Annotated in this window: 16 protein-coding genes and 5 tRNA genes; 19 read left to right on the top strand and 2 right to left on the bottom strand. The window is 60.9% G+C overall.

Annotated elements, in window-relative coordinates; all coding sequences use genetic code 11:
* Positions 1–2: 2 nt before the first annotated feature.
* The 3 genes from V5738_RS13300 (at position 3) to V5738_RS13290 (ending at position 6,643) form a co-directional block, all read left to right on the top strand.
* Positions 3–2,675 (top strand): molybdopterin-dependent oxidoreductase, encoded by a 2,673-nt coding sequence (locus tag V5738_RS13300; protein WP_423821286.1) that lies wholly within the window; start codon positions 3–5, stop codon positions 2,673–2,675.
* A gap of 218 nt (positions 2,676–2,893) precedes the next feature.
* Positions 2,894–4,840 (top strand): NirA family protein, encoded by a 1,947-nt coding sequence (locus V5738_RS13295; RefSeq protein ID WP_423821285.1) that lies wholly within the window; start codon positions 2,894–2,896, stop codon positions 4,838–4,840.
* A gap of 234 nt (positions 4,841–5,074) precedes the next feature.
* Positions 5,075–6,643 (top strand): sulfite reductase subunit alpha, encoded by a 1,569-nt coding sequence (locus tag V5738_RS13290; RefSeq protein WP_423821284.1) that lies wholly within the window; start codon positions 5,075–5,077, stop codon positions 6,641–6,643.
* 39 nt (positions 6,644–6,682) lie between these two features.
* Here V5738_RS13290 and V5738_RS13285 read toward each other — a convergent pair whose 3' ends face one another.
* The gene (locus V5738_RS13285; protein WP_423821283.1) at positions 6,683–7,591 is read right to left on the bottom strand and encodes a LysR family transcriptional regulator; all 909 of its coding nucleotides are present in this window, start codon (positions 7,589–7,591) and stop codon (positions 6,683–6,685) included.
* A 115-nt stretch (positions 7,592–7,706) separates the two neighbouring features.
* Here V5738_RS13285 and V5738_RS13280 point away from each other — a divergent pair, with 115 nt between their 5' ends.
* The 4 genes from V5738_RS13280 (at position 7,707) to V5738_RS13265 (ending at position 12,250) form a co-directional block, all read left to right on the top strand.
* Positions 7,707–8,594 (top strand): HalD/BesD family halogenase, encoded by an 888-nt coding sequence (locus V5738_RS13280; protein WP_423821282.1) that lies wholly within the window; start codon positions 7,707–7,709, stop codon positions 8,592–8,594.
* Between the two features lie 55 nt (positions 8,595–8,649).
* Positions 8,650–9,912: a M24 family metallopeptidase gene (locus V5738_RS13275; RefSeq protein ID WP_423821281.1), complete on the top strand. Its 1,263-nt coding sequence runs from the start codon at positions 8,650–8,652 to the stop codon at positions 9,910–9,912.
* A gap of 73 nt (positions 9,913–9,985) precedes the next feature.
* Entirely contained in the window at positions 9,986–10,981 is a 996-nt protein-coding gene (locus V5738_RS13270; protein ID WP_423821280.1) for an isopenicillin N synthase family dioxygenase, read from the top strand.
* A 309-nt stretch (positions 10,982–11,290) separates the two neighbouring features.
* Positions 11,291–12,250 (top strand): glycine betaine ABC transporter substrate-binding protein, encoded by a 960-nt coding sequence (locus V5738_RS13265; protein WP_423821279.1) that lies wholly within the window; start codon positions 11,291–11,293, stop codon positions 12,248–12,250.
* 113 nt (positions 12,251–12,363) lie between these two features.
* Here V5738_RS13265 and aldA read toward each other — a convergent pair whose 3' ends face one another.
* The gene (aldA, locus tag V5738_RS13260) at positions 12,364–13,839 is read right to left on the bottom strand and encodes an aldehyde dehydrogenase (protein WP_423821278.1); all 1,476 of its coding nucleotides are present in this window, start codon (positions 13,837–13,839) and stop codon (positions 12,364–12,366) included.
* A gap of 360 nt (positions 13,840–14,199) precedes the next feature.
* Here aldA and V5738_RS13255 point away from each other — a divergent pair, with 360 nt between their 5' ends.
* The 12 genes from V5738_RS13255 (at position 14,200) to V5738_RS13200 (ending at position 25,881) form a co-directional block, all read left to right on the top strand.
* Positions 14,200–17,016 (top strand): TonB-dependent receptor, encoded by a 2,817-nt coding sequence (locus tag V5738_RS13255; protein WP_423821277.1) that lies wholly within the window; start codon positions 14,200–14,202, stop codon positions 17,014–17,016.
* Between the two features lie 130 nt (positions 17,017–17,146).
* Positions 17,147–17,222 (top strand) — tRNA-Arg (locus V5738_RS13250).
* A gap of 629 nt (positions 17,223–17,851) precedes the next feature.
* Positions 17,852–17,927, top strand: a tRNA-His gene (locus tag V5738_RS13245).
* A 17-nt stretch (positions 17,928–17,944) separates the two neighbouring features.
* Positions 17,945–18,019, top strand: a tRNA-Lys gene (locus V5738_RS13240).
* 103 nt (positions 18,020–18,122) lie between these two features.
* The gene (locus tag V5738_RS13235; RefSeq protein ID WP_423824183.1) at positions 18,123–19,148 is read left to right on the top strand and encodes an aldo/keto reductase; all 1,026 of its coding nucleotides are present in this window, start codon (positions 18,123–18,125) and stop codon (positions 19,146–19,148) included.
* Positions 19,149–19,269: 121 nt separating this feature from the next.
* Positions 19,270–20,592, top strand: a complete 1,323-nt coding sequence (gene tig, locus V5738_RS13230; protein WP_423821276.1) for a trigger factor — start codon at positions 19,270–19,272, stop codon at positions 20,590–20,592.
* 40 nt (positions 20,593–20,632) lie between these two features.
* Positions 20,633–21,271, top strand: a complete 639-nt coding sequence (gene clpP / locus V5738_RS13225; protein WP_423821275.1) for an ATP-dependent Clp endopeptidase proteolytic subunit ClpP — start codon at positions 20,633–20,635, stop codon at positions 21,269–21,271.
* A gap of 121 nt (positions 21,272–21,392) precedes the next feature.
* Positions 21,393–22,670 (top strand): ATP-dependent Clp protease ATP-binding subunit ClpX, encoded by a 1,278-nt coding sequence (gene clpX / locus V5738_RS13220; protein ID WP_423821274.1) that lies wholly within the window; start codon positions 21,393–21,395, stop codon positions 22,668–22,670.
* A 123-nt stretch (positions 22,671–22,793) separates the two neighbouring features.
* The gene (lon, locus tag V5738_RS13215) at positions 22,794–25,181 is read left to right on the top strand and encodes an endopeptidase La (RefSeq protein WP_423821272.1); all 2,388 of its coding nucleotides are present in this window, start codon (positions 22,794–22,796) and stop codon (positions 25,179–25,181) included.
* 216 nt (positions 25,182–25,397) lie between these two features.
* A complete protein-coding gene (locus tag V5738_RS13210) occupies positions 25,398–25,670 on the top strand; it encodes an HU family DNA-binding protein (RefSeq protein WP_423821271.1) in 273 nt (90 codons plus the stop codon).
* A gap of 43 nt (positions 25,671–25,713) precedes the next feature.
* Positions 25,714–25,789: transfer RNA gene (locus V5738_RS13205), tRNA-Val, on the top strand.
* 15 nt (positions 25,790–25,804) lie between these two features.
* Positions 25,805–25,881: transfer RNA gene (locus tag V5738_RS13200), tRNA-Asp, on the top strand.
* Positions 25,882–26,006: the final 125 nt, after the last annotated feature.

The raw sequence follows: 26,006 nt of genomic DNA, 5'->3' as shown, positions 1-26,006 counted from the left end.
GCATGAGTGCGACAACGCGAACCACTTGCCCCTACTGCGGCGTCGGCTGCGGTGTCGCGGCCACGGTCGATGAGACGAAACACGTATCGGTTGCCGGCGACGGGGCGCATCCATCCAACAAGGGTAGTCTCTGCTCGAAGGGCACGGCTCTCGCCGATACCGTCGATCTCGGCGGGCGGCTGCTGTATCCGATGGTCGATGGCGTCCGAGCCGACTGGGAGACCGCGCTGGATCGCGTGGCGACCGGCTTTGGCGAGGCGATCGCCGAACACGGGCCCGACGCGGTTGCCTTCTATGTCTCCGGCCAGCTGCTGACCGAGGATTATTACGTCGCCAACAAGCTGATGAAGGGCTATATCGGCTCGGCGAATATCGATACCAATTCGCGGCTGTGCATGTCGTCCGCGGTGGCCGGCCATAAACGGGCCTTCGGCGAGGATGTGGTGCCGGGCTGCTATGACGATCTGGAAACGGCTGATCTGGTCGTGCTGGTCGGCTCGAATACTGCCTGGTGTCATCCGGTGGTCTATCAGCGCATCGTCGCCGCCCAGGAAGCCGACCCGAACAAGAAGCTGGTCGTGATCGACCCGCGGCGCACGGCCACCGCCGATGGCGCCGACCTGCATCTGCCGATCGCGCCGGGCGCCGATGTAGCCTTGTTCAACGGCCTGCTGGCCCATCTGGCGGAGCAAGGCTTTACGAGCGATCTGCCGGGTACGGCCGAAGCGCTCAAGGCCGCCGGTGCCGATAGCGCTCTGGCCGAGATCGCCGAGGCGACCGGCGTGGCCGAAGCCGATCTGGCGCACTTCTACGAGTGGTTCGCAGCCACCGAGCGTACGGTCACGGTGTTCTCGCAGGGGGTGAATCAGTCCTCGGCGGGCACCGACAAGGTGAACGCCATCGTCAACTGTCATCTGATCACCGATCGAATCGGCAAGCCGGGTGCGACCCCGTTTTCAATCACCGGCCAGCCGAATGCCATGGGTGGGCGCGAGGTCGGCGGTCTGGCCAGCACGCTGGCCGCCCATATGGGCTTCGAGCACGCTGATACTGTCCAGCGCTTCTGGGATTCGCCGACCATCGCTCGTGAGCCCGGCTTGAAGGCGGTCGAGCTGTTCGAGGCGATCGAGGCCGGACGCATCAAGGCAGTATGGATCATGGCGACCAATCCGCTGGTCAGCCTGCCGGATGCCGATCGTGCCAAACGCGCGCTCGAGCAATGTCCGCTGGTGGTGGTCTCGGAGGTCATGCGGCATACCGATACGGCAGACTATGCCGACGTGATCCTGCCGGCGGCCGCCTGGGCCGAGAAGACCGGCACCGTGACCAACTCCGAGCGCATTATCTCCCGCCAGCGGGCGTTTCTGCCGATGCCGGGCCAGGCCCGGGCCGACTGGGCGATTATCTGCGATGTAGCGGCTCGAATGGGCTTCGCCCAGCCCTTCGACTACGCCGGGCCGGCGGCTATCTTTCGCGAGCACGCCGCACTCACCGCTTATGAAAACGACGGCCAGCGCGTGCTGGATCTAGGCGGTTTCGCGAATCTGTCGGAGACCGACTACGACGATCTCGTTCCGACCCGCTGGCCGGTGCCAACGCGCACGCCGCTACGCGCGGCCGGGGCCATGCCGACGGCGTCGGTCGTGGATCGGCTGTTCGCCGACGGGGTGTATCCGACGGCCGATGGCCGGGCGCATCTGACCGCGGTCACGCCGCGCGGCCCGGCCGAGCCGACGACGGCGACCTATCCGCTAGCGCTCAATACCGGCCGGGTTCGAGATCACTGGCATACCATGACGCGCACGGCGAAATCCGAGCGGCTGGCAGCACACATTCCGGAGCCGTTCGTCGAAGTGCATCCCGCCGACGCCGCCGAACAGGAGCTGGTGAACGGTCAGCTGGCCACCATCCGCAGTGCCTGGGGCGAGGCCCTACTGCGCGTGGTCGTCACCGATCGGCAGCGCCCGGGGTGCCTGTTTGCGCCGATGCACTGGAATGATCAGTTCGCGGCCTCGGCACGCATCGGCGCAGTCGCCAATCCCGCGGTCTGCCCGATCTCGGGTGAACCCGAGTTCAAGCACACACCGGCGGCGATCGCGCCATTCGCGGCGGCCTGGTATGGCTTTATCTATGTGGCTCGGCCACTGAGGCCGCGCGCATTGGCCGGGCTCGATTACTGGACCAAAGTGCCCGGTCAGCGTTTCGTGCGCTACGAGATCGCCGGCCAAGAGATACCGGCCGACTGGGCGACAACCACCAAGCAATGGCTCGGCGTGGCCGGTCGCGACGTAGATTGGCTGGAGGCCGCCGATCCGGCCGCGGGCCACTATCGTGCTGCCCACGTCGATGCCGGCCATCTGGAGGCGGTGATCTTCGTGGCGCCGTCTCCGGCGCTGCCCGAGCGGGCCTGGCTGGCCAGCCTGTTCACTGGCCAGCCGATGCTCGAAACCGAGCGGGCCGCAGTCTTGGCGGGCCGTCCGGCCGATGCCAGCGCGGATACCGGCGCTCAGGTCTGTTCCTGCTTTGGCGTTGGCCGTAAGACGATTCTCCGGGCGATTCAAAACGACGGGCTGGATTCCGTCGAAGCCGTAGGCGCCGCACTGGAGGCTGGCACCAACTGCGGCTCCTGCAAGCCGGAGATCGCGGAGCTATTAGCCGAGGCTAGAGAAGATTAAATGCCATTTATCCGCAGATCGAGGCAGATGCAAAGACAGGCAAACATTGGTTTTTCGGCAACGCCTGTGTCCCAGCCCCAAAACGGGGGCGCGAGAAGCGAACGCTATCGCCAGCGATCGAGTCGCCCGCGAAGCGTTTTCGACCGGCGTGCATCGGCGCCGATCTGCGGACAGTTTTCAAAGCACACGACTCGTGATCCGAAAGCTCGGAGTACGCCATGACTGACAAAAGCTTTAACGAAGAACAGCAGCGCTATTTGAAGGGTGTGACAGCCGGGCTGCATATCGCCCGCGGCGTGCCGGGCATGACCGGGCTGACGGGGTCCAAGCATCTGCGCCCCGACGACTGGCATGCCCAGGCGCGGATCCGGGCCGAGGCGGCCGGTGGCGAACTGGTCAGCCAGGAACAGGCCAAGGCCGATCTGAACCCGCTGGATATGTGGAGCCATATGGGCGATCTCGCAGCCCGCGGTGAATATCCAAAAGGCGACGACGTGTTCCTGATGAAGGGCAACGGCCTGTTCTATGTCGCGCCCAATCAGGATAGCTATATGTGCCGGCTGCGCATGCCAAGCGGGATCTTCTCGAGCCACCAGTTTCGCGGTGTCGCCGATCTGGCCGAGACCTACGGTGGCGGCTATACCCATGTCACGACCCGCGCCAACCTACAGATCCGCGAGATCGGCGCGGCCGACCCCGTCAACGTGAAGATGGGCCTGGCCGATCTCGGCATCCTCAACAACGGTGCCGGCGGCGACAATATCCGCAATATCACAGGTTCGCCGCTGGCCGGTATCGACCCGCAGGAAATCATCGATGTCACGCCGTATGCGCGGCAGATGCATCACCACATCATCAACCACCGCGAGCTCTACGGCCTGCCGCGCAAATTCAATATTGCCTTTGATGGCGGCGGCCGGATCAGCGCCCTGGAAGGCACCAACGACATCGGCTTTTCGGCGGTGCTGCCCAAGGCCGACGGGCCGCTGCCACGCCGTCCCTATTTTCGCATGGGGCTGGGCGGCATTACCGGGCATCAGGATTTTGCCCGCGATACCGGCGTGATGCTCAAGCCCGAGGAATGCGTGCCGGTTGCGCACGCCGTACTCAAAGTGTTTTTGATGAACGGTGATCGCAGCGATCGCGACCGGGCCCGGCTGAAATATGTGCTCGATCGCTGGGGGTTCGACAAGTTCATGCGCGAGGTGCAGAAGGAGTTGCCGTTCACGCTGCGCTGGTTCGATCTCAAACGCTGCGAGGCCCGCGGGCCGGTGGCCCGCGACGGCCATATGGGCGTGCACGACCAGGCCCAGGCCGGCTATCACTATATCGGCGTGATCTGCCCAGTAGGCCGCCTGAGCGTGCAGCAGATGCATCAGATCGCCGATATCGCCGATCGCTACGGCGACGGCCGGATACGCACGACGGTTTGGCAGAACTTCGTGCTCGGCCATATCGCCAAGGCCGATCTCGAGGATGCCCGGCAGGCGATCAAGGCGACTGGTCTGCATGTCGAGGCCAGCCCGGCACGGACCGGCATGGTGGCCTGTACCGGCAGCTTTGGCTGCAAGTTCGCCAATGCCGAGACCAAGGGCAATGCCATGCAGCTGGTCGCCCATCTCGAAGACAAGCTCGCGCTCGATCAGCCGATCAACTTCAATATCACGGGCTGTCCCAACTCCTGTGCCCAGCATTACATCGGCGATATCGGCCTGCTGGGCGCGCGGGTCGATGATCCCGACGCCGATGATCCGGAAGAAGCCGATCAGGTCGACGGTTTCCATGTGTTCATCGGCGGCGGCTATGACGACGACCAAGGGATTGCCCGCGAGCTGGCGGCCAGCGTGCCGGCCTCGCGGATCCCGACCTATATCGAGAACGTGCTCGGGCTGTATCTGGACGAGCGAGAGCAAGGCGAGCGTTTTGTGAGTTACGCCCGTCGGCAGGACCTCGTCGCGTTTCGCCAGCGTTTAGCCGAACGCTCCGACGCGGCCGCTGAGGCTCAACAGGCCAGCGAGGCCGAACCGGCGACCGATGCCGACACCCCGGAAGGCGCGAAGACTGCATTGGAGCCGAGCGTGGCATCCGAGTCCGAGCCGCTGGAGGATCACGAGGAGGCCGAGGCCAAGCGAGACGATGACGATGATCAGACCAATGCAGCCTGATTCGTGAGCCAATTTTTCCGCAGATCGACGCAGATCTAAGACAGAAATTTTCTGGTGGGGCGGACACGAGGGGCGTGACTCTTCAGGCGCCTTTCCCCGCGGTCAACTCTAAGTCGCTATGGCGCTGAGACGATCCGCTACCACCCGGGCCGCATTTTTTGTCTGTGTGAATCTGTATTGATCTGCGGATAAAAAAAGAACACAGCTCGTGCCTGAGACAACGAGGACTAAACGATGCCTACCCAAGTCAATCTGATCCCCGAGGACGCGCCGTTCGAGGAAGGCCAACGCGAATGGCTCAATGGCCTGCTGTCGGCCCTGGCCGGCTGGGAAGGCTCGCTGGGTGGCGCCGCCCAGAATAGCGGCGAAGCCAAGGAAAGCTTTCCCTGGCACGACCCGGCATTGGAGATGGATGAACGCATGGCGTTGGCCGAAGGCAAGCCGTTCGAGCGCCAGCTGATGGCCGCCATGGCCCAGCTCGACTGCGGGCAGTGTGGTTATCTGTGCAAGACCTATGCAGAAGCGATCGCCTTCGAAGGCGAAGCGCTCAATCGCTGCGTGCCGGGGGCCAAGGAAACCGAGCGCAAGCTCAAGGAACTGGTCGCCGAGCAGGAGGCTGCCAACGCTGGCGCTGCCGCAGAAGAACCGGCCGAGAAACCGGCGCCCAAGCCGAAAAAGACGGCCCCGCTGGGCACCCGCGACAATCCCTATATGGCGCGGCTGAAATCGAGTATGCCGCTTAACGCCGAAGGCTCGAGCAAGGACACGCGACATGTGGTGATCGATCTGGGGGATTCCGGCATCGAATACGAAGCCGGCGATTCGATGGGCATTTTCCCCGAAAACGACCCGCGCACGGTGGATGCCATACTCACCGATCTGGAGGTCTCGGGCGGCGAGACGGTGCGTGCGCCGGACGGCGACAACAAGCTGTTTCGGCAGGTGTTGCTCAAGGAAGTCGATGTGACCAAGCCGTCCGATGAAGTCATCGCGCTGTTGGCCGAGCATGCCAGCGATCGTGAAGAAGCCGAGGATCTGAACATGCTGGCCGGGCGGGGCGCCGAGGAAGGCCAGTCGCTGCTGGAACTGCTGCGGGTCTATCCCAGCGCGCGGCCGCCGATTCAGGCGCTGGTCGACCAACTGGGGCCGTTGCAGCCCCGGCTGTATTCGATTGCCTCGTCGCCGAAGGCCTATCCGGACGAAATCCATACTACGGTCGCGGTGGTACGCACGGCCGTTTATGGGCGCGGCTACAAGGGCGTGGCTTCGACTTTTCTGGCCAAGCGGCTATCGCACCAGGGTGAGGTGCCGATCTATATCCAGAAATCGACCGAATTCCGGGTCAACGCCGATCCCGATCATCCGGCGATCATGATCGGGCCGGGCACTGGCATCGCGCCGTTCATGGCGTTTCTGCAGGAACGCGAAGCGCTCGGCCATGCCGGCAAGAACTGGGTGTTTTTCGGTAATCCCGAGTCGGCCAAGGACCATATCTACCAGAAGGAACTGGAGGGCTGGCGCCGTGGCGGCTTGATCAGCCGTCTGACGCTGGCGTTTTCTCGCGATCAGGAACAAAAGGTCTATGTACAGACGCGCATGCTCGAACAGGCCCGAGAACTCTGGGCTTGGCTACAGGCCGGAGCGGTGATCTATATCTGCGGCGATGCCTCGCGCATGGCCAAGGATGTGGATGCCGCCCTGCATACCATCGTAGCCGAGCAGGGCGGGATGGACGAAGCAGGGGCGGCTCGCTACGTAGAGCGATTGACGGCCGAGAACCGCTATCTGCGGGATGTCTATTGAGATATAGCCAGCCGGCTTCCCGTGGGTTAGCGCCCCAGGTCAGCCGGCGGCGGTATCCGGGATGCCGTCGTTGAGGGCCTGTTCCACCAGGGCCGTGAACGCATCGAAGGCCGGATGCTGAATGCTCGGCGAGCGATGAATTTCCAGCACGGCCTCCGATAACGATGGCAGGCCGCTGTCTTCGCCGAGCACACGCCAGCTGGCCGGCAGGGTGCGCTGCCCGGTGATGGTCACGGCCCGCGCCTGGTCGATCGCCACGCGCAGGCCGGTCGGGCTCTGGCTCGTATAGTCGATCTGCCAGGATCGGCCGATCCGGGTTAACGCTTCCAGCGCCCGATGACGATAGACACATTGCTCCGGAAATAGGGCCAGCGGCAGCGGCTGGCCGGAATCGAGTTGGAAATCGCGATGTGCGGCCCAGACCAGGGGCTCATGGGCAACACGACGGCCCGAGGTGGTCGCCGAGTGACGAACCGTGAGCACCAGATCCAGGGCGCCAGCCTCGAGCTGTTCGAGCAACTCGGTCGACATCCGGCAATGGATATGCGGCCGGACCTGCGGATGAGTGGCCGCAAACGCCTGCAGTACGGCCGGCAACCAGGTTTCGGCATAGTCTTCGGGCAGGCCGAAGCGCAGGATCGTGGGCCGGGCCGAGGGGCCGACCGCGCTCATGGCTTCGCGTTGCAGCTGCAATAGCCGACGGGCATAGACCAGAAAGGTCTGGCCATCGGCGGTCAGCGCTAGCTGACGGCTGGTGCGGTGCAATAGCCGGGTGCCCAGCCGATCCTCCAGGCTGCGAATCCGCAGGCTGACCGTCGACTGGGTCTTGTGCAGATACTGGGCGGCTGCGGTAAAGCCACCGGTTTCGGCGACTGCGACGAAGGCCGCCAATAGATCGCCGTCGAGCCCGCCGGTGGCCGATCCATGAGTCTTGCCGATGGATTCCATTGGAATAACTCGTTTCTCAAATCGATCGCTCGAACGCAGCATAAGTCAGGTCGGCACTGCGGGCCATGGCGGCCCGGCCGACGTGTTCTACCGCAGGCGATCGAAAGAGGATGAAATGAGCGACGTGGCTCTGGCCGATGCCGAACGAACCGATCTGAGCGATCTAGTGGATACCGCACGCTATCCGCTCGAGGATTTCAGCGGCCCGCAGATGCAAGCCGTAATCGAGCGGGTGCGCGCCGATCTGGCCGAGGATGGCTGTGCGGTATTGCGTGGCTTCATGCGCGGCGAGGCGCTAGCGCGCGCCAGTGCCGAAGGCCGCGAACTGGCGAAAAAGACCTTCTATTCCAGTGCCCGGGTCAATGCCTGGTTCACCCGCGACGATCCCAGCCTCGAGGCCAGCGATCCGCGGCGTATCTTCATGGACCGCACCAGCGGCTTTGTGACCCGCGACATGATTCCGGCCGATATGGTCATCCAGCAGATCTATGTCTCGCCAGTGATGAAGCGGCTGGTTGCCGCCTGTATCGGTGAAGACGAAGTCTTCGAGTACGCCGACCCCTTCGCTGGTCTGGTGCAGAACGTATTGCCGCCGGGCACGGCCCAGCCATGGCATTACGACACCAACGAATACATCGTCACCATGATGACCGAAAAGCCGGACCTTGGCGGCGAGTTCGAGTATTGCCCGAACATCCGTTCCGCGGCCGGCGAAAACTACGACCGCGTGGGTGCCGTGATCCGCGGCGAGGATCAGGGCACGCCCAAGCAGCTACGCCTGGAGCCGGGCGATCTGCAGCTGTTCAAGGGCCGTTATTCGCTGCATCGGGTGACTGAGGTCGGCGGCGAGCGCGAGCGGCACACCGCCATCTTTGCCTATTCGCAGCAGCCGGGCGTGGTCGGCCGGCTCGAGCGCACCCGCCAGCTCTACGGGCGCGTGTCGGAGGCGCATATCCAGGCCGAACGGGAACGCATCGAGCGCGCCGACGGCCTGCTCGACTAAGCCCGATACGCGAACGCCCATCGGGCCGAGACGGCCCGCGAACCGACGAGACGATATGACCACGACGGCCTTGCAGTACGACGACATCCTACCGCCGACCCATGATCCGGGGTTGTGCGAACCCACCACCGCCGAGATCGAACAAATCCTGCGCGATCGGCTGGCCGCGACCCGGGCCCAGCTCAAGGCCCGCAACATCGCGGCCGCGGTGTTGTTCGATCCGACCCATGTGCGCTATGCCACCGGCTCGCGCAATATGCAGGTCTATTCGGCCCGCAATCCGGCCCGCTATGCCTTTGTGCCGGCGGAAGGGCCGGTGGTGCTGTTCGAGTTCTCGGGCTGCGAGCATCTGGCTGCCCATCTACCGACCATCGACGAGATCCGCCCGGCGACCGCGATCTCGTACTACTTCTGCGACGATCATCTCAAGCAGACCACCAACGCCTGGGCCGACGAAATCGACCGGCTGGTGCGCGACTGTGGCGGGGCCGACGGCGACTATGTCGCCATCGAAAGCGCGACCTCGAATGCAGCGTTCGCCCTGGTCGAGCGCGGCTGGCGCATCTGCGATGCCCAGGTGCCGCTGGAGCGGGCGCGTGCAATCAAGGTGCCCAATGAAATCAAGATGATTCGCAGTTCGCTACGGGCAGTGGAAACCGGCGTACACAAGCTTGAAGCCGCGATTCGTCCCGGGGCGACCGAAAACGAGGTCTGGTCGAACCTGCACCAGCACATCATCGCCACCGACGCGGATTACGTCGAAACCCGGCTGATGAATTCCGGCCCAAGAACCAACCCCTGGTTTCAGGAATGCTCGGACCGGGTCATGCAGGCCGGTGAACTGGTAGCTCTGGATACCGACGTGGTCGGCCGCTACGGCTACTATGCGGATTTCTCGCGTACTTTTTTGTGCGGCGAGCAGCCGGCGACCGCCACCCAGCGCGATCTGTATCGTATGGCCTTCGATCAGATCCAGACCAATATGGCCAAGATCGCGCCCGGCGTGTCGTTCAAGGCATACGCTGAGCAGGCCTGGCCGATTCCGTCGGCCTATAAGGCCCGGCGCTATTTCGCGCTGGCCCACGGGGTCGGCATGACCGGCGAATATCCCTATATCGTTCATCGCGAGGATATCGACGACAAGGGCTATGACGGCGTCATGGCACCGGGCATGACACTGTGCGTGGAAAGCTATATTGGCCACGAGGACGGTGGCGAGGGCGTCAAGCTCGAAGAGCAGGTCTATATCCGCGACGATGGGCAGGTCGAACTGCTATCCGATTATCCTTTCGATACGCGCCTGCTGGACGACGGATAAACACGCTACCAGCAACCGTGTTGGCCCGCGCCATGCCTGCCGGGCACGAACCAAGACAGCCAAGCGAGAGATCATGAGCCAGACCCTGATACCCCATATCGATCTGATCCCGCTGCTCGCCGATGCGCCCGGGCGCGCCGAGACGATCGCGGCGATCGTCGATGCCGCCTGCGATTCCGGATTCATGACCATCGGTATCGCGCCGGGACAGCTGGATCTGGCTGACGATATTCATGGCCGGCTACTGCGTTTTTTCGAGCTGGACGCCGCGCATAAACAACAGCTGGCCCGCCACAAATTCGTGCCGGCTAACCGCAATGTCTATCGCGGCTATTTCCCGCCCCAGAACGAAGACCCGACCTGGAAAGAGGGCATCGATCTGGGCCCGGATATCGCCCATCCGGAGCGTGCCGATACCGCCAGCGGCGATCCGCTGCGCGAACCGACTCCGCGGCCGCCGGCCTCGGCATTGCCGGGCTGGGCCGAAGATATCGCGGCCTACTACCAGGCTATGGAAACCCTCGGCCAAAGCATCGCCGGCGCGCTGGCGGAAGGGCTGGAGATCGATCACGACACGCTGTTGCGGCCTTTCGATCGCGGCAATTCCACGCTGCGCCTGATTCATTATCCCGAGCGCCCGGCGCAAACGCTGGCGGCGATGCCGGCGGTCGACGGGCAGGGCGCGGCGCGACGCTGGCTGGTTGGCGTGCCGCATTACGACAATGGCTTCATCACACTGCTCTGGCAGGATCAGGTCGGCGGTTTGCAGGTGCGCACGCCCGACGGCGGCTGGGAAGACGTGCCGCCACGCAACAATGCACTGGTAGTCAACTTCGGGCGTCTGCTGGCGGACTGGTCGGGCGATCGGATCCAGGCGACCGAGCATCGCATCGTCGGCGGCACCCGTTCGCGGCATTCGATCCCGTTTTTCTTCGAGCCGGCGGTCGATGCGCCTATCGCAGCCGCGAATGGCGACGGCGGCTATATCTATGGCGATCGGCTTTGGGAACGCATGCAGGAATTCGTGGAATTTCAGGGCCTGCAACGAAGCTCGGTCGCCGAGGCTTGAGCCGGCCGGCGGGTTGTCGCCTCGAACGCAGTCGGACGGGCTACTGCGTCGCCCAGCGTCGCTCCGTATCGCGGCCCGGCCAACGGGCCAAAGCGATGTTCCTGCCGGCACCCGGCTCGCTACCGATCCGCGCGAACTGGTACCAACTCGGGCCATCGGTCGCAAGAGTGGGCCGGTCCGCTCGCCGAGCAGGTAGGTGGTCATTCGGCTAAGGTTAGCGCCTCCTGATTTGTCTTTCGCTGCTTGCAGGCGTTCGGCATGCCGGGCCGCATAGCGCATAGGTTCAAAATAAAAGGGGAAAAACCGAATATGAATAAACGAATCGTCAATCGCGGGATCGCCGGTCTGCTGCTGGCGGCCGCGGCACTGGGCTATTCGTCGCTCGTTTTCGCGGCCGATACCCCGGTAGCCAATACCGTGAAGATCGGTATGCCGCCGTGGCCCGGGGCGACCATCAAGAGCCAGGTTGTCGGCGCGATTCTGAAGCCGCTCGGCTACGACGTGAAATACGTCAAGGCCAGTGCGCCGATCGTCTATCTCAGCCTGTCGAAGGCCCGGGTGGACGTGAATCTGTCGGCCTGGTCGCCAGGCCAGGCGTCCAGCTTCATGCCCTATGTCAAGCAGCACAAGATCGTGAAGCTTGGTGAAAACCTGACCGGGGCGACCTCTGGCTTTGCGGTGCCGAAATTCATGGCCAAGCAAGGGCTGACCAGCGATCGCCAGCTCGCCCAGTATGCCGATCAATTCGATTCGACTGTGCACTGTATCGAACCGGGCAGCGGCGCCAACAATATCGTCGAAAAAGCGATCAAGAACGATAGTTATGGCTTGGGCAACTGGCATATGGCGCATAGCAGTACGGCAGCCATGCTGGCCGAGGCCAAGCGCGCGATCGACGATCACAAGCCGATTCTGTTCTGTGGCTGGCAGCCGCACTGGATGATGGTGGCCCTGGATATGCAGATCCTCAAAGATCCGAAAAGTCTATGGGGCCCGAACGGCGGTCATAGCCAGGTGCTGACGCTGGCCAGTTCGGATTTCGTTAAGCATAACCCGAACCTGGCGCGTTTCTTCCGACAGTTCCAGGTGGATTCGGCGACCCAGAGCCAGTGGGTCTATGCCGCCAGCTACAAGAAACAGGATCACCAGCAGGTCGCGAATCGCTGGATCGCGGCACATCTCGACCCGGTGGCCGACTGGCTGGACGGGGTCAAGGCAGCCAACGGCCAGCCTGCGGCCGCCGTGCTCCAGGCGCATTTCAAGCCCTAAGGCGCCAGGCGATCCGTTGCGGCTGAGCGAGTAGGGCCATTCGCCGTGCCCGATCGCGATGCATAAAAAAGCCGGCCTCGTAGGCCGGCTTTTTTCTCGATCGGAATCGAGAGTTAGAAGTGGACGTACATGGTCTTGTTCTTCACATAGGCTTCCAGGCCGTACTTGCCGTCTTCGCCACCCAGGCCGCTATTGCGATAGCCCTTGTGGAAGCCTTGGACCGACTCGCCCCCGCCACGGTTGACGTAGATCTCGCCGAAGTCGAGATCGTGAACGGTGGTCATCAGGCGTTTCACGTTGTTGGTGAACACATAAGCCGATAGGCCGAATTCGGAGACGTTGGCATAGTCCAATGCCTGCTCGAAGGAGTCGACCTTCATGATCGGCACGACCGGACCGAAGATCTCTTCCTGCATGATGTCCATATCGTTGGTCACGCCGGTGAGCACGGTCGGGGCATAATAGAAGCCCTTGTCGTATTCGCCGCCGGTCAGCTTCTCGCCGCCGGTCTCGACGTTCGCGCCTTGATCGATGGCATGCTGGACCATGTCATGGACCTTATCCAGCTCGCCGCTGTTGATCTTCGGGCCCATGTCCACGTCTTCATGGGCTAGCGGGTCGCCGACCTTGAGTTCCTCGACGCGTTCCTTGAAGCGCTTGAGAAAAGCGTCGTAGATGCCCGCGTGGACATACATCCGCTCGTTGCAGGTACAGACCTGGCCATTGTTGGCAAAACGCGACACGATCGCAGCCTCGACCGCCGGTTCCATGTCGGCATCGTCCATCACGATGAACGGCGCCTTGCCACCGAGTTCCAGGCGCACCAGCTTCATATGCGGAGCTGCGGCCTTGTTGATCTCGCGACCGCCGCGCACGCTGCCGGTCATCGAGACCAGCTTGGTCGTGTCGTGGGTCACGAGATGGTTGCCGACGTCCTTGCCATAGCCGTTGAGGATATTGACTACGCCCTCGGGGATGCCGGCCTCGCGGGCTAGTTCCACCAGTTCCATGGCGGTCAGCGGCGTTTCTTCGGAGGGTTTGAGCACGATCGTGTTGCCAGCCGCCAGGGCAGGGCCTAGCTTGCGTCCGATCAGCGCCGCCGGGAAATTCCAGGCCGTAATGCCGACCACGACGCCATGGGGCAGCTTCTGAATCCAGATCTGCTCGTTCGGATCGTCGGCCGGAATAATATCGCCTTCCAGGCGCCGGGTATGCTCGGCGGCAAAACGGATCAGATCGGCGCACATGCCGACATCGGCCCGCGACTCGGCCAGTGGCTTGCCCTGTTCGGAAGTGATCAAGCGAGCCAGGCGTTCAGTGTGATCCTGGATTTTATCGACCAGGCCGAACAACAGATCGGCACGGTACTTGGCAGTGGTACGCCGCCAGCTCTGGAAGGCCTCGTCGGCCGCCGAGAGCGCTTTTTCGGCATCGGCAGTGGTCGCCATCTGTACCTGGCCGACCACACTGCCCGTAGCCGGATTGGTCACGTCTAGGGTGTCCCCACCGGCATCGAGCCACTGGCCGCCGACGAACTGGCGATAGACATCGACACCGTTGCTTTCGGTCTTGTATGCAAGCTCAGACATGAGTTCTCTGTAGCTTTTGTATTGTCGACACGAGTCTACAGACGACGTCGTGATGAACATACCGTGATCACACGGATGACAACGACGCACCGCGGCCAAATCGTTGGAACGCTCGCGGTGAGCCGGCCCGGCGAGCGCCCCGTCGTAGCGCCAAGCCCCGTCCATTTCGGTTCTTCTTTAATCGTTTGAGAAATAACAATCTGAAAGAAAATGCATGGCATGAACCCTGCAAAAGCCGGCCAGAACGCCTTCGGCTAGCCGTTGGTGTGCATTGGGAAGCCTTGTTGCCGGTATCGCGGCTAAAAATGCGATTGGCATAAACAAGGCCTAAGGGAATTCTTTGGGGGGACACGAACTAGAATGCATTCATATGGAGTAGGCGAGGCGTCTGCCCGGCCAGCGTGTGCCGGTTTTTATAAGCCCGCCATATTCAAGGCCTCGATCGGGGTCCTGGTTTTATCGGCAACATCTATCACGACCGCCTGGGGACAAGGAAAAAGCAACGATTACATAGCGCCGGCCGAAGCTGCGCAGAGCATAGTCAACGAGGGCGAGCCAGCCCCGGCTGCGGCGGCCGCGCCGGCCTCGGCGTCAACGCCCGCCGTCAATTTGAAGCAGATCACGGTGACCGGCTCGGCTGTGCCGCATGCAGCTACGGCCAACGCATTGCCGGTCACGTCTTACAGCGCGGATGCGATGCGAGCGCAGGGGATTACCTCTATCTCGGGCGCGCTCAATGAGGTGGCCGCCAATGACACCTCATCTGGTCCCGGTGCCGGGTATGGACTGAGCATCACCGGCGGCGGCCGCTTCGCCAATCTGCGTGGCCTGGGGCCGGAATACACGCTGGTACTTCTAAACGGGCGGCGCGTAGCGAATCAGGCTTTTAGCGGCGGCTCTGCGTCGCTTAACGGGGTTCCGTTTTCGGCGATTGACCGTATTGAGGTGCTCCAGACCGGGGCATCAGCGCTATATGGCACCGACGCCGTGGCCGGGGTGATCAACTTTATAACCAAGAAGAATTATCAGGGCAGCGATTTCAAGCTGACCTATACCACGCCGACGCGGGACGGCGGCGGTAACAGTCGCCTTCTGACCGGGACTTTCGGCTTTGGCGATATCGACGAAGATCGGTTCAACGTCACCGGCAGTTTTACCTATCGGAGACAGGATCCGATCACCGCGGCAAGTCGGCAGGACATCACCTATCCATATCGGCCGGACGAAGGCGTCGACGGCACGTCACTATTCACCTTCCCCCCGAACTACTACCAGGGCGATGAATTCGGTAATCCGGGCGTCGCTGACGGCTGTCCGGGGCAGTATTCGATTCTCATTCCGGGTGATACCGCCTGCTACAACAACCCAACGCCGTTTTATCAAGTTCAACAAGACGACGATTATGCATCGTTCTTCGGTCAGGGGGCCTATAAGATTTCCGACAATCATCAAGTGCGCGCTGAGTTCTACTACACGCATTCAACGATAAACTCACAGATCGGGCCCTATGGTCTCTACGGCACCATTCAGCCGGGAACGCGCTATTATCCTGGCAACGGGGTGGTTCCGAACAACAATCCGAATATCGATCCGACGCAACCCGTTCGGGTCGCATATCGCAATACAATCACAGGGCCGAGGTCGACCGAAAACACGAACCAGCAGATGCGGGGTTTGCTGGATTTTAGCGGCCGTTTTGGAGAAATCCATTACGATACCGCGTTCCAGTGGAATCAACAGACTACGACGCTGACCTATACCGGCGGCTATCTCGATGCCCGTCAAGTCGAGGATCCGGTCGATAACCCGTTCAGCGATGCTATCAATACGGGTCTGATCAATCCCTTTTCCAGGAATTTTACGCCGTACCAGACCGATCTATTCAATAACCTGCTGGTCACCGGGCAAGCCGAAAAGGATCGATCACATGAATACGTCTGGGACGGCAAGCTCAATCGTAGTCTCGGTGACTGGTTCGGAGGCGGCCAGGTCGCGGCCGCCGTCGGTAGTCAGGTGCGCTATACCAAGCTTGATACTTATTCCAACGGAGATGTCTTGAATGGTATCGACGGCGGTGGGCTGAGTGTGCAGAACATCCACAACGACCGGACCGTTGAAAGCGTCTGGGCGGATGTGAACTTTCCGATACTCGCGACATTGGAGCTCGAAGCCAAAGGGCGGTATGACCATTACAGTGATTTTGGCAGCACCTCGAACCCGCAGGTCTCGCTACGTTGGCAACCGATCGAGCAGTTCGTTCTGCGTGGCAACTACAGTGAGGGTTTCAAGGCGCCGAATTTGTACAACCTCTATACCGGCCAATCGATTACCTACACTTCGAACGGGTTAAGCGACCCGGTGCTGTGTCCTGATGGTGAGAATGCAGTATCCGGCTATACCACGCGTGCAGTCTGCAATACGCAGTTCGAGCGCCATTATGGAGGGAATGAGGATCTTGATCCGACTACGTCACGGCAGTACGGGTTCGGATTTGTGGTCGAGCCAGTACAAAATTTGACGACTTCCTTGGATTATTACCATATCCGCTTGGAAGGCGAGTCATCGCTGCTGCCGGTTAATTTGGTGTTCGACAATCTCGACCAGTACGGTGATCTGATTCATCGTATACAGGAAGGTGACCGGGCCGGCGAGATCGACTATATCCAAACGGATTACGCGAATCTCGGCGCCACAACCACCGAAGGTTTGGACGCGAAATTGAACTATATCTTGAAGACCGCCGGTTTCGGCGTGTTTTCATTGGATTTTCGCGGCACCTATATTTTGAATTACGACTACCAGAATTCGCCCGACCAGCCGTTTGTCAGCAATGAAGGCGTGTTTTCTGATTATTCGCCCGTGCCGCAGTGGAAGCACACCATCACGCTCAGTTGGCATAAGGCCGGGTTTAACGCATCGTTCAAAAACCATTTTACGAGTGGCTATCGGGATGCACAGCCGAGCTATCATCACGATGTTGACGACTACATCACCTACGATGCATCGGTCGGTTATAAATTTCATTCCGGTCTGAGTCTGCAAATCGGCTCGAACAATATCTTCGATACCGATCCGCCGTTCTCCAATCAGAACTCGCTGGGTATCACCGGCTACGATCCGCGTTATGCGAGCGCCGTGGGGCGTACGGTATTCGGGACCGTGGGCTACGAGTTCTAGTCGATAGCGGCAAATCAACGGCCGCCGGCTGCGGCCGGTGCCGTTTTTACTGGGCAATGGTTGAGTGACGATCAGGTAGTGGGCCAGGCCTTGTAGTGGCACAATACCCGCCGACTCGACGAGTCGTCCCGCGCCCGTAGCTCAGGGGATAGAGCAACGGCCTTCTAAGCCGTTGGTCGCTGGTTCGAATCCAGCCGGGCGCGCCATTGCTGGAGCTCGCCGTAAGGCGGGCTGCAGCAATGGCTTGTCTATCCGAGCATTCGAACCAGCGACAGATAAAAAGCGTGGTTCGACGGATGCGCCATGCGCATTCGAGCGGTGCGGCGCAAGTCGCACCGACCCATAGGGTGAGCGGCGTAGCCGCGAATAATCCAGCCGGGCGCGCCATTTCTGGAGCTCGCCGTAAGGCGGGCTGCAGCAATGGCTTGTCTATCCGAGCATTCGAACCAGCGACAGATAAAAAACGTGGTTCGACGAATGCCGCCGTCCATGTGAGCGAGAGACCGCGTTAGCCATGGCGGTTATGAAGGCGAAGTGGCAGCCTCTGCGTATTCCAAGCCAAGCTCAACCAGCCATATCAACCGATAGTCGATGGGTCGACGCACTGCCGCGCCGCCTGCGCGACGTTTCCGGCGTGCTGGCCGCGGTATGGGACGGCCGCCGTTTGTCGCCAGTCTGGCGGAAGACCTATGGCGCCGGCTTGCCCCGTCGGGCTAGCCCTGGATAGCGGCGTTGGCTCATCGATTCGCAAAAAGTCATTGGCAAAGACGCTCGAACCTGGCTAAAATACGCCGCTCGCTGTCGAGGGATCGGCAGCGAAGGCAGTTTGCCGATGGTGGGCGTAGCTCAGTTGGTAGAGCCCCGGATTGTGATTCCGGTCGTCGTGGGTTCGAGTCCCATCGTCCACCCCACTCGGCAACGCTGCATTGGGCCGCTAGCTCAATGGTAGAGCAGTTGACTCTTAATCAATTGGTTCGAGGTTCGAGTCCTCGGCGGCCCACCACCGAATATTCTGAAACGCCGGCCGGCTTTGTGCCCGCCGGCGTTTTTCGTTTGGGGTCGGCGAGGCGAGTCGATACCCGCTTGAATGTGTGCTGCACGATCCCATCTCTATTGAGGTCAATCAATTGGAGGGGATTTTGGATACACGCGATATCAACGGTAAGAATCTGATCGCGTCGCGTATCGGCCTGGGCACCTGGGCCATCGGCGGCTGGATGTGGGGTGGTACGGATGAAGCTGAGTCCGTTCGCACTATTCAGAGTGCCCCCGATAAAGGGGTGACGCTGATCGATACGGCGCCGGTCTACGGTTTCGGGCGCTCCGAGGAAATCGTCGGCAAGGCGGTCGACGAAGGCAAAATGCGCGACCAGGTCGTGCTCGCGACCAAATGCGCCCTGGAGTGGGACGACAACGGTGGCGTGCGCCGCAACGCCACGAAACAGCGGATTCTCAAAGAGGTGGATGACTCTCTGCGCCGGCTGCGTACCGATGTCATTGATGTGCTTCAAGTGCATTGGCCCGATCCGTTGGTTGATCCGCGCGAGACCGCCGAGGCGATGGCCGAAGCCAAGGAGGCGGGCAAAATTCGTGCTGTAGGCGTGTCGAATTTCTCGCCCGAACAGATGGACAAGTTCTCGGAAGTTACGCCGATCGACGTTGCGCAGAATCCCTATAATCTGTTCGAGCGCCAGATTGACGAGGATGTGCTGCCGTGGGCACGCCACAACGAGACTCGGCTGTTGGCCTATGGCGCGCTTTGCCGGGGGCTGCTATCCGGTCGGATGCATGCCGATCGCCAGTTCCCGGGCGATGATCTGCGTAACAGCGATCCCAAGTTTCAGCAGCCGCGGTTCGGTCAGTACTTGGCGGCCGTGAACGCGCTGGACGAGTTTGCTCGCGAGCACTATGGCAAACGGGTTCTGGATCTGGCGATTCGCTGGATTCTGGATCAATACGACAATGCCTTTGCGCTATGGGGCGCGCGAACTCCGGACCAACTCGATGCCGTGGCAAACGTGCCCGGCTGGCATCTGGACGATGAGGCGCGTCGGCAGATCACCGAGATCGTCGATACCCACGTTACTGATCCGGTTGGCCCTGAGTTCATGGCGCCGCCGTCTCGCGACTAAAACCGGCCAGCGACCCAATACGTATGGGTTGCTATACTGGCCGGTCACCTGGGCGGCGCACCCGATGTGCGTCGCCTGCCGCAATGACATGCTTTTAGAACGAATCGATTCGAGGTAGTTGATGGACGTCTCCGTAGAAAATCCCGGTGGCCTGAAACGGCGTCTGAAGGTCCAGATTCCGGCCGAGCGCGTGAACAGCGCCGTGGACGAGAAGATTCAGCGGGCCGGACAGCACGCTCGCATCCCGGGATTTCGACCGGGCAAGGCGCCGAAGAAGGTGCTGTACCAGCGCTACGGCGCCCAGGCGCGCCAGGAAGCGCTGAGCGAGCTGGTACAGAGCACCTATCCGGAAGCGGTCGAGCAGTCGGAACTCAATCCGGCCGGCCAGCCGGATATCGAGCTGGATGAATTCGCCGAGGACGGCACGCTGTCGTTCACGGCCAGCTTCGATGTCTATCCCGAGATCGAGTTGAAGGGCTTGGATTCCCTGGCTATCGAAAAGCCGATCACGGAAGTCACCGAAGCCAACGTCGAAAACACGCTCGAGCGTATCAAGGACCAGAACAAGTCCTGGGAAGAGGTCGATCGCGAATCGGCCGATGGCGATCAGGTCGTGGTCGACTATGTCGGTCGCATCGACGGTGAAGCCTTCGAGGGCGGTACCGCCGAGGACATGGAAATCACGCTCGGCGAACAGCAGTTCCTGCCCGACATGGAACGGGCCTTGGTCGGGCGCAAGCCGGGCGAGGAATGCCAGATCGACGTGTCCTTCCCGGATGACTACGGCGCCGAAGAGCTGGCAGGCAAGACCGCGACCTTCGACGTGACGGTCAAGTCGGTCAAGGAAGCCAAGCCGGCCGAGCTCGATGAAGAGTTCATCAAACAGATGGGCGTCGAAGAAGGCACGGAAGAGGCGCTGCGGGCCAAGATCCGTGAATCGCTCGAGCAGGAAGCCAAGCATGCGGTTGATACCAGCATGAAGACGCAGACCATGGATGCGCTCTACGAGGCCAACCCGATCGAAGTGCCCGAGTCCATGGTCGCCCAAGAAATCGATCGCATGCGCAAGGAAGCGATGCAGCGCATGCCGCAGGAAATGCAGCAGAACGAGGAGCAGGCCAAACAACTGCTGCCCGACGACGCGCTGCGCGAACAGGCCGAAAAGCGCGTGGCGCTGGGTCTGTTGATTGCCGAAGTGATCTCGGAAAAAGAGCTCGAGCTCGACCAGGACAAGGTCAGCGAGAAGATGGACGAGGTCGCCTCGGGCTACGGCGATCAGGCCGAAGCGGTGAAGAACTACTATCAACAGAACCCGCAGATGATGCAGGGTCTACAGGCGATGGTGATGGAGCAGCAGGTGGTCGACCAGCTGCTCGAAAATGCCGAAATCACCGATAAGGAAACCGAGCTCGACGAGCTCCTGAACGCGAACAGCCAGGGCTGATCGATCGGCCCTGCGGGTTCGGCAAGGAAAAGCGAACGTTATGGCAGAACATGACAGCATGCAGACGCAGAATCTGGGTCTGATCCCGATGGTCATCGAACAGACCGCTCGTGGTGAGCGGTCGTTCGATATCTACTCGCGCCTGCTCAAGGAGCGAGTAATCTTCGCCGTCGGCCCGGTCGACGATCATATGGCGAATCTGATCGTTGCCCAGCTGTTGTTCCTGGAATCGGATAACCCGGACAAGGACATCCAGCTCTATATCAACTCGCCGGGCGGGGCGGTTACGGCCGGACTGTCGATCTACGACACGATGCAGTTCATCAAGCCGGACGTGGCGACCATGTGTCTCGGTCAAGCCGCCAGCATGGGCGCGGTCCTGATGGCGGCCGGGGCACCAGGCAAGCGTTATTCACTGCCGCATTCGCGGGTGATGATGCACCAGCCCTCCGGTGGCTTTCAGGGCCAGCAGTCGGATATCGAGATCCATGCTCGCGAGATCATGCATGCTCGTGAGCGCCTGAATCAGATTCTGGCCGACCATACCGGTCAGCCCTTGGATAAGATTCAGCGCGACACCGAGCGTGATTTCTTCATGAGCGCGAGCGAAGCGGTCGAATACGGCGTCATCGACGATGTGCTGACATCGCGCGATGCCTTGACCAACCAGTCCAGCTAGGGCAATCCACGTCGCTAACCGGTCGCGGCTCTTATGGGCCGCGACCGGTTACGTGACAAATATTTGTCGGGTATGTCATACAAGGACATATCGACAGGCCAGCCCAACGAGGTCACCACCCATGGCAGACAACGGCAACAACGACAGCGGCGCCAAGGAGAACTCCGGACGGACGCTGCATTGCTCGTTCTGCGGTAAGAGCGAACACGAGGTTCGCAAGCTGATTGCCGGGCCTTCTGTATTCATCTGCGATGAATGCGTGGACCTGTGCAACGATATTATGCGCGAGGAGCTGGCGAGCAAGCCGGCCAAGAAAGGCCTGCCGAGTCCCCAGGAAATCCGTCGCGTGCTCGACGACTACGTGATTGGTCAGGATTCGGCGAAGAAGATCCTCGCCGTGGCGGTTTACAACCACTATAAGCGGTTGAATGCTGAGGCCGCCGAAGATGAAGTCGAGCTTCAGAAATCCAATATTCTGATGATCGGGCCGACCGGCTGCGGCAAGACGCTGCTGGCCGAGACGTTGGCGCGGCTGCTGGATGTGCCGTTCGCGATCGCCGATGCCACCACGCTCACCGAAGCAGGCTATGTCGGCGAGGATGTCGAAAACATCATCCAGAAGCTGCTACAGAAATGCGACTACGATGTCGATAAGGCTCAGCGCGGCATCGTCTACATCGACGAGATCGATAAGATCTCGCGCAAGTCCGAAAACCCGTCCATCACGCGTGACGTGTCGGGGGAGGGCGTGCAGCAGGCGCTGCTCAAGCTGATCGAGGGCACCACTGCCTCGATTCCGCCGCAGGGCGGGCGCAAGCATCCGCAGCAGGAATTCCTGCAGGTCGATACCTCGGGCATCCTGTTCATCGTGGGCGGCGCCTTCGCCGGTTTGGATCAGACCATCCAGCAGCGCGAAGGCCGTTCGGGCATTGGCTTCTCGGCCGATGTGAAGGGCGAGGCCGACAAGCGCAGTCTCGGCGCCATGCTCAAGACGGTCGAGCCGGAAGACTTGGTCAAATACGGTCTGATTCCGGAGTTCGTTGGTCGTCTGCCGGTCGTTGCCACGCTCGAAGAGCTAGACGAGACCGCGCTGATTTCGATCCTGCGCGAGCCCAAGAATGCGCTGACCAAGCAGTATTCCAAGCTGTTCGAGATGGAAAACTGCGAGCTGGAGCTGCGCGAGGATGCGCTGCAGGCGATTGCCCATCGCGCCATGGAGCGCAAGACTGGCGCTCGCGGTCTGCGTACGATCCTGGAGTCGATCCTGCTGGATGTGATGTACGAACTGCCGGCAATGGAAAACGTCTCGAAGGTCGTCGTCGACGATGCTGTGGTCAAGGGCGATGCCCAGCCCTACATCGTTTACGAAAACGCCGAGGCCGAGCGTGCCGGTGCCTAATCGATGATGTCGGCCTGAACCAATGCCCGGGGCGATTGAAAACGCCCCGGGTGGCCGCACCATTAGATCAAATCCACAAGGGGCCGGCGTCTTGCCGGCCGCTTTATATCAGCGAGGGCCCGAATGGCTGACAATGCCTTGGTACCCGTTCTACCGCTGCGCGACGTCGTGGTCTTTCCCCACATGGCGATCCCGCTGTTCGTCGGCCGCGAGAAATCGATCACCGCGCTCGAAGCGGCCATGGCCGAGGATAAGAAGATCCTTCTGGTTGCGCAGAAGGCGGCCGATATCGATGATCCGGGCGCCGACGATATTTACGAAGTCGGTACGCTGGCTTCAATTCTGCAACTTTTAAAACTGCCCGACGGCACCGTCAAAGTGCTGGTCGAAGGTGGTGATCGCGCGCGTCTGTCCGATCTGCATGAGGCGGATGGTAGCCTGCTCGCGAACTACACCACGATCGACGATGCGGAAGAGGAATCCGCCGAAATCGATGCGCTGATGCGCTCGGCGGTCTCGACGTTTGAGTCCTATACCAAGCTCAACAAGAAAGTGCCGGCAGAGTTGCTGCCCTCGCTTTCGAGCATGGATTCGGCGGGCCGCCTGGCCGATACCATCGCGGCCCATCTCAACCTCAAGCTTGATGAACGTCAGGATGTTCTGGAGGTCGCCGATCCCCAGGAGCGTCTCGAGCATGTAGTCGCCAAGACCGACGCCGAGATCGAGGTGCTGCAGATCGAGAAGAAGATCCGCGGTCGCGTCAAACAGCAGATGGAGAAGTCGCAGCGCGAGTATTACCTCAACGAGCAGATGAAGGCCATCCAGAAGGAATTGGGCGAGATCGACGAAGCGCCCAACGATCTGGACGAACTCGAGGACAAGATCGAGAAGGCCGGAATGCCCAAGGAGGTGAAGAAAAAGGTCACTAACGAGTTCAACAAGCTCAAGACCATGTCGCCGATGTCGGCCGAGGCGACGGTGGTGCGCAACTACCTCGACTGGATGGTCGACATCCCATGGAAAAAGCGCTCCAAGACTAAGATCGATCTAGACAAGGCCCAGCAGACGCTAGACACGGACCACTACGGTCTCGAGCGCATCAAAGAGCGCATTATCGAGAACCTGGCTGTGCAAAGCCGAGTGAAAAAGATCAAGGGCCCGATTCTGTGCTTGGTTGGCCCCCCGGGTGTGGGTAAGACGTCGCTCGGCCGTTCGATCGCCAAGGCGACTAACCGCGAGTTCGTGCGCATGAGCCTGGGCGGCGTGCGCGACGAAGCCGAGATCCGCGGCCATCGCCGCACATATATCGGCAGTCTGCCCGGTAAGATTATTCAGAACATGGCCAAGGTCGGCGTACGCAATCCGCTGTTCCTGCTCGACGAAGTCGACAAGATGGCCATGGACTTCCGCGGCGACCCGGCTTCGGCATTGCTCGAGGTGCTGGATCCGGAGCAGAACAATACCTTCGGTGACCACTACTTGGAGGTCGACTACGACCTGTCGCAGGTCATGTTCGTGTGTACCGCCAATACCATGAACATTCCGGCGCCGCTGCTCGATCGTATGGAAGTGATCCGGCTGTCGGGCTATACCGAAGACGAAAAGATCAATATCGCCGAGCGTTATCTGCTGCCCAAGGCGATGAAAGAAAACGGGCTCGAGGAAAACGAGCTGTCCGTCTCCGATAACGCGATCACCGATGTGATCCGGCGTTATACCCGTGAGGCGGGCGTGCGTAATCTCGAGCGCGATATGAGCAAGATCTGCCGCAAAGTCGTCAAAGAGCTGATCAGCGAGAAATCGCGCGATCATGTACAGGTTTCCAAGCGGAATCTGGATAAATACCTCGGGGTGCCCAAGTATCGTTACGGCCGGGCCGAGGAACATGACAGTGTCGGTCAGGTGACCGGTCTGGCCTGGACCGAGGTGGGTGGCGAACTATTGGCGATCGAGTCGGCTTCGGTGCCCGGCAAGGGCAAGGCCACGCACACTGGTTCGCTTGGCGACGTCATGCAGGAGTCGATTCAGGCCGCGCTGACGGTGATCCGGTCGCGCTCGCCGGCGCTGGGTATCGAGCGCGATTTCATGCAAAAATCGGATCTTCATGTGCATGTGCCGGAAGGCGCAACACCCAAAGATGGGCCCTCGGCGGGCATCGGGATGTGCACCGCAATGATCTCGGCGCTGACCCAAATTCCAGTGCGGGCAGACGTCGCCATGACCGGTGAAATCACCCTGCGCGGCGATGTATTGCCGATTGGCGGACTCAAAGAGAAGCTGTTGGCCGCGCATCGCGGTGGCATCAAGATCGTGGTCATTCCGGACGAGAATAGGAAGGATCTCGCCGAGATCCCGGCGAATATCAAAAGCCGTTTGGATATTCGGCCGGTCAAGACCATCGATGAAGTGCTCGAGATCGCGCTGACGCGCCAGCCGCAGCCACTACCAGCAGAAGAGGCTCAATCGGACGGTCAGCGCAAGGCAGATTCGAATGAGTTGAGGGCGCATTGATCGCGCCCTCACTCCTCGACTGCCTAGGCCTGCGCTAAGCCTTTATTGACGCTGGAATCAGGGCCTTGGTATAAAGCCCGCTTGCGGTCAGGGCAGAGCAGGTTTTTAGTGCCTGTTTCGATCGCTTGCAGTCAACGCAGGGCTCGGTCCAGCGTGGACGGCGGTTCGCGAGGCGGACCTGTCGAAACTCTCAACTCCTCAAGGGGATGCTAAGTTATGAACAAAACTGAACTCGTCGATGCCGTCGCCGCGGACGCGGATCTTTCCAAGGCCGATGCTTCGCGCGCCGTCGACGCCATGATCGATTCGGTCACCGATGCGCTCAAAAAGGGCGATAAGGTCTCGCTGGTAGGCTTTGGTGTGTTCTCGGTTCGCGAGCGTGCTGCTCGCCAGGGCCGTAACCCGAAGACTGGCCAGTCGATCGAAATTCCGGCCGGCAAAACTCCTGGTTTCAAGGCTGGCAAAGCGCTTAAGGATGCTGTAAACTAAGCGCTCTTCGCAGGGTGATGGGGATTAACCCGACACCTTGGCAGGGTGCTTAGCTCAGTTGGTAGAGCGTCGCCCTTACAAGGCGAATGTCGGCGGTTCGAATCCGTCAGCACCCACCAAAACCATAGATCATCGGAGCGGTAGTTCAGCTGGTTAGAATGCCGGCCTGTCACGCCGGAGGTCGCGGGTTCGAGTCCCGTCCGCTCCGCCAAGTCTGATGCCCGTCGTAGACGGACAGACAAAAAGGCGCCCTGACGAGCAGGGCGCCTTTTTCGACTTGAACAGTGAAGCAAGAAGCGCAGGGGCGATACCTGGCGCGGTACTTGATTCACGAAC

Source organism: Salinisphaera sp. SPP-AMP-43 (assembly GCF_049568105.1).
GTDB lineage: Bacteria > Pseudomonadota > Gammaproteobacteria > Nevskiales > Salinisphaeraceae > Salinisphaera.
The sequence above is the reverse complement of the archived record's forward strand: the minus strand, read 5'-3'. Positions and strand labels throughout refer to the sequence as shown.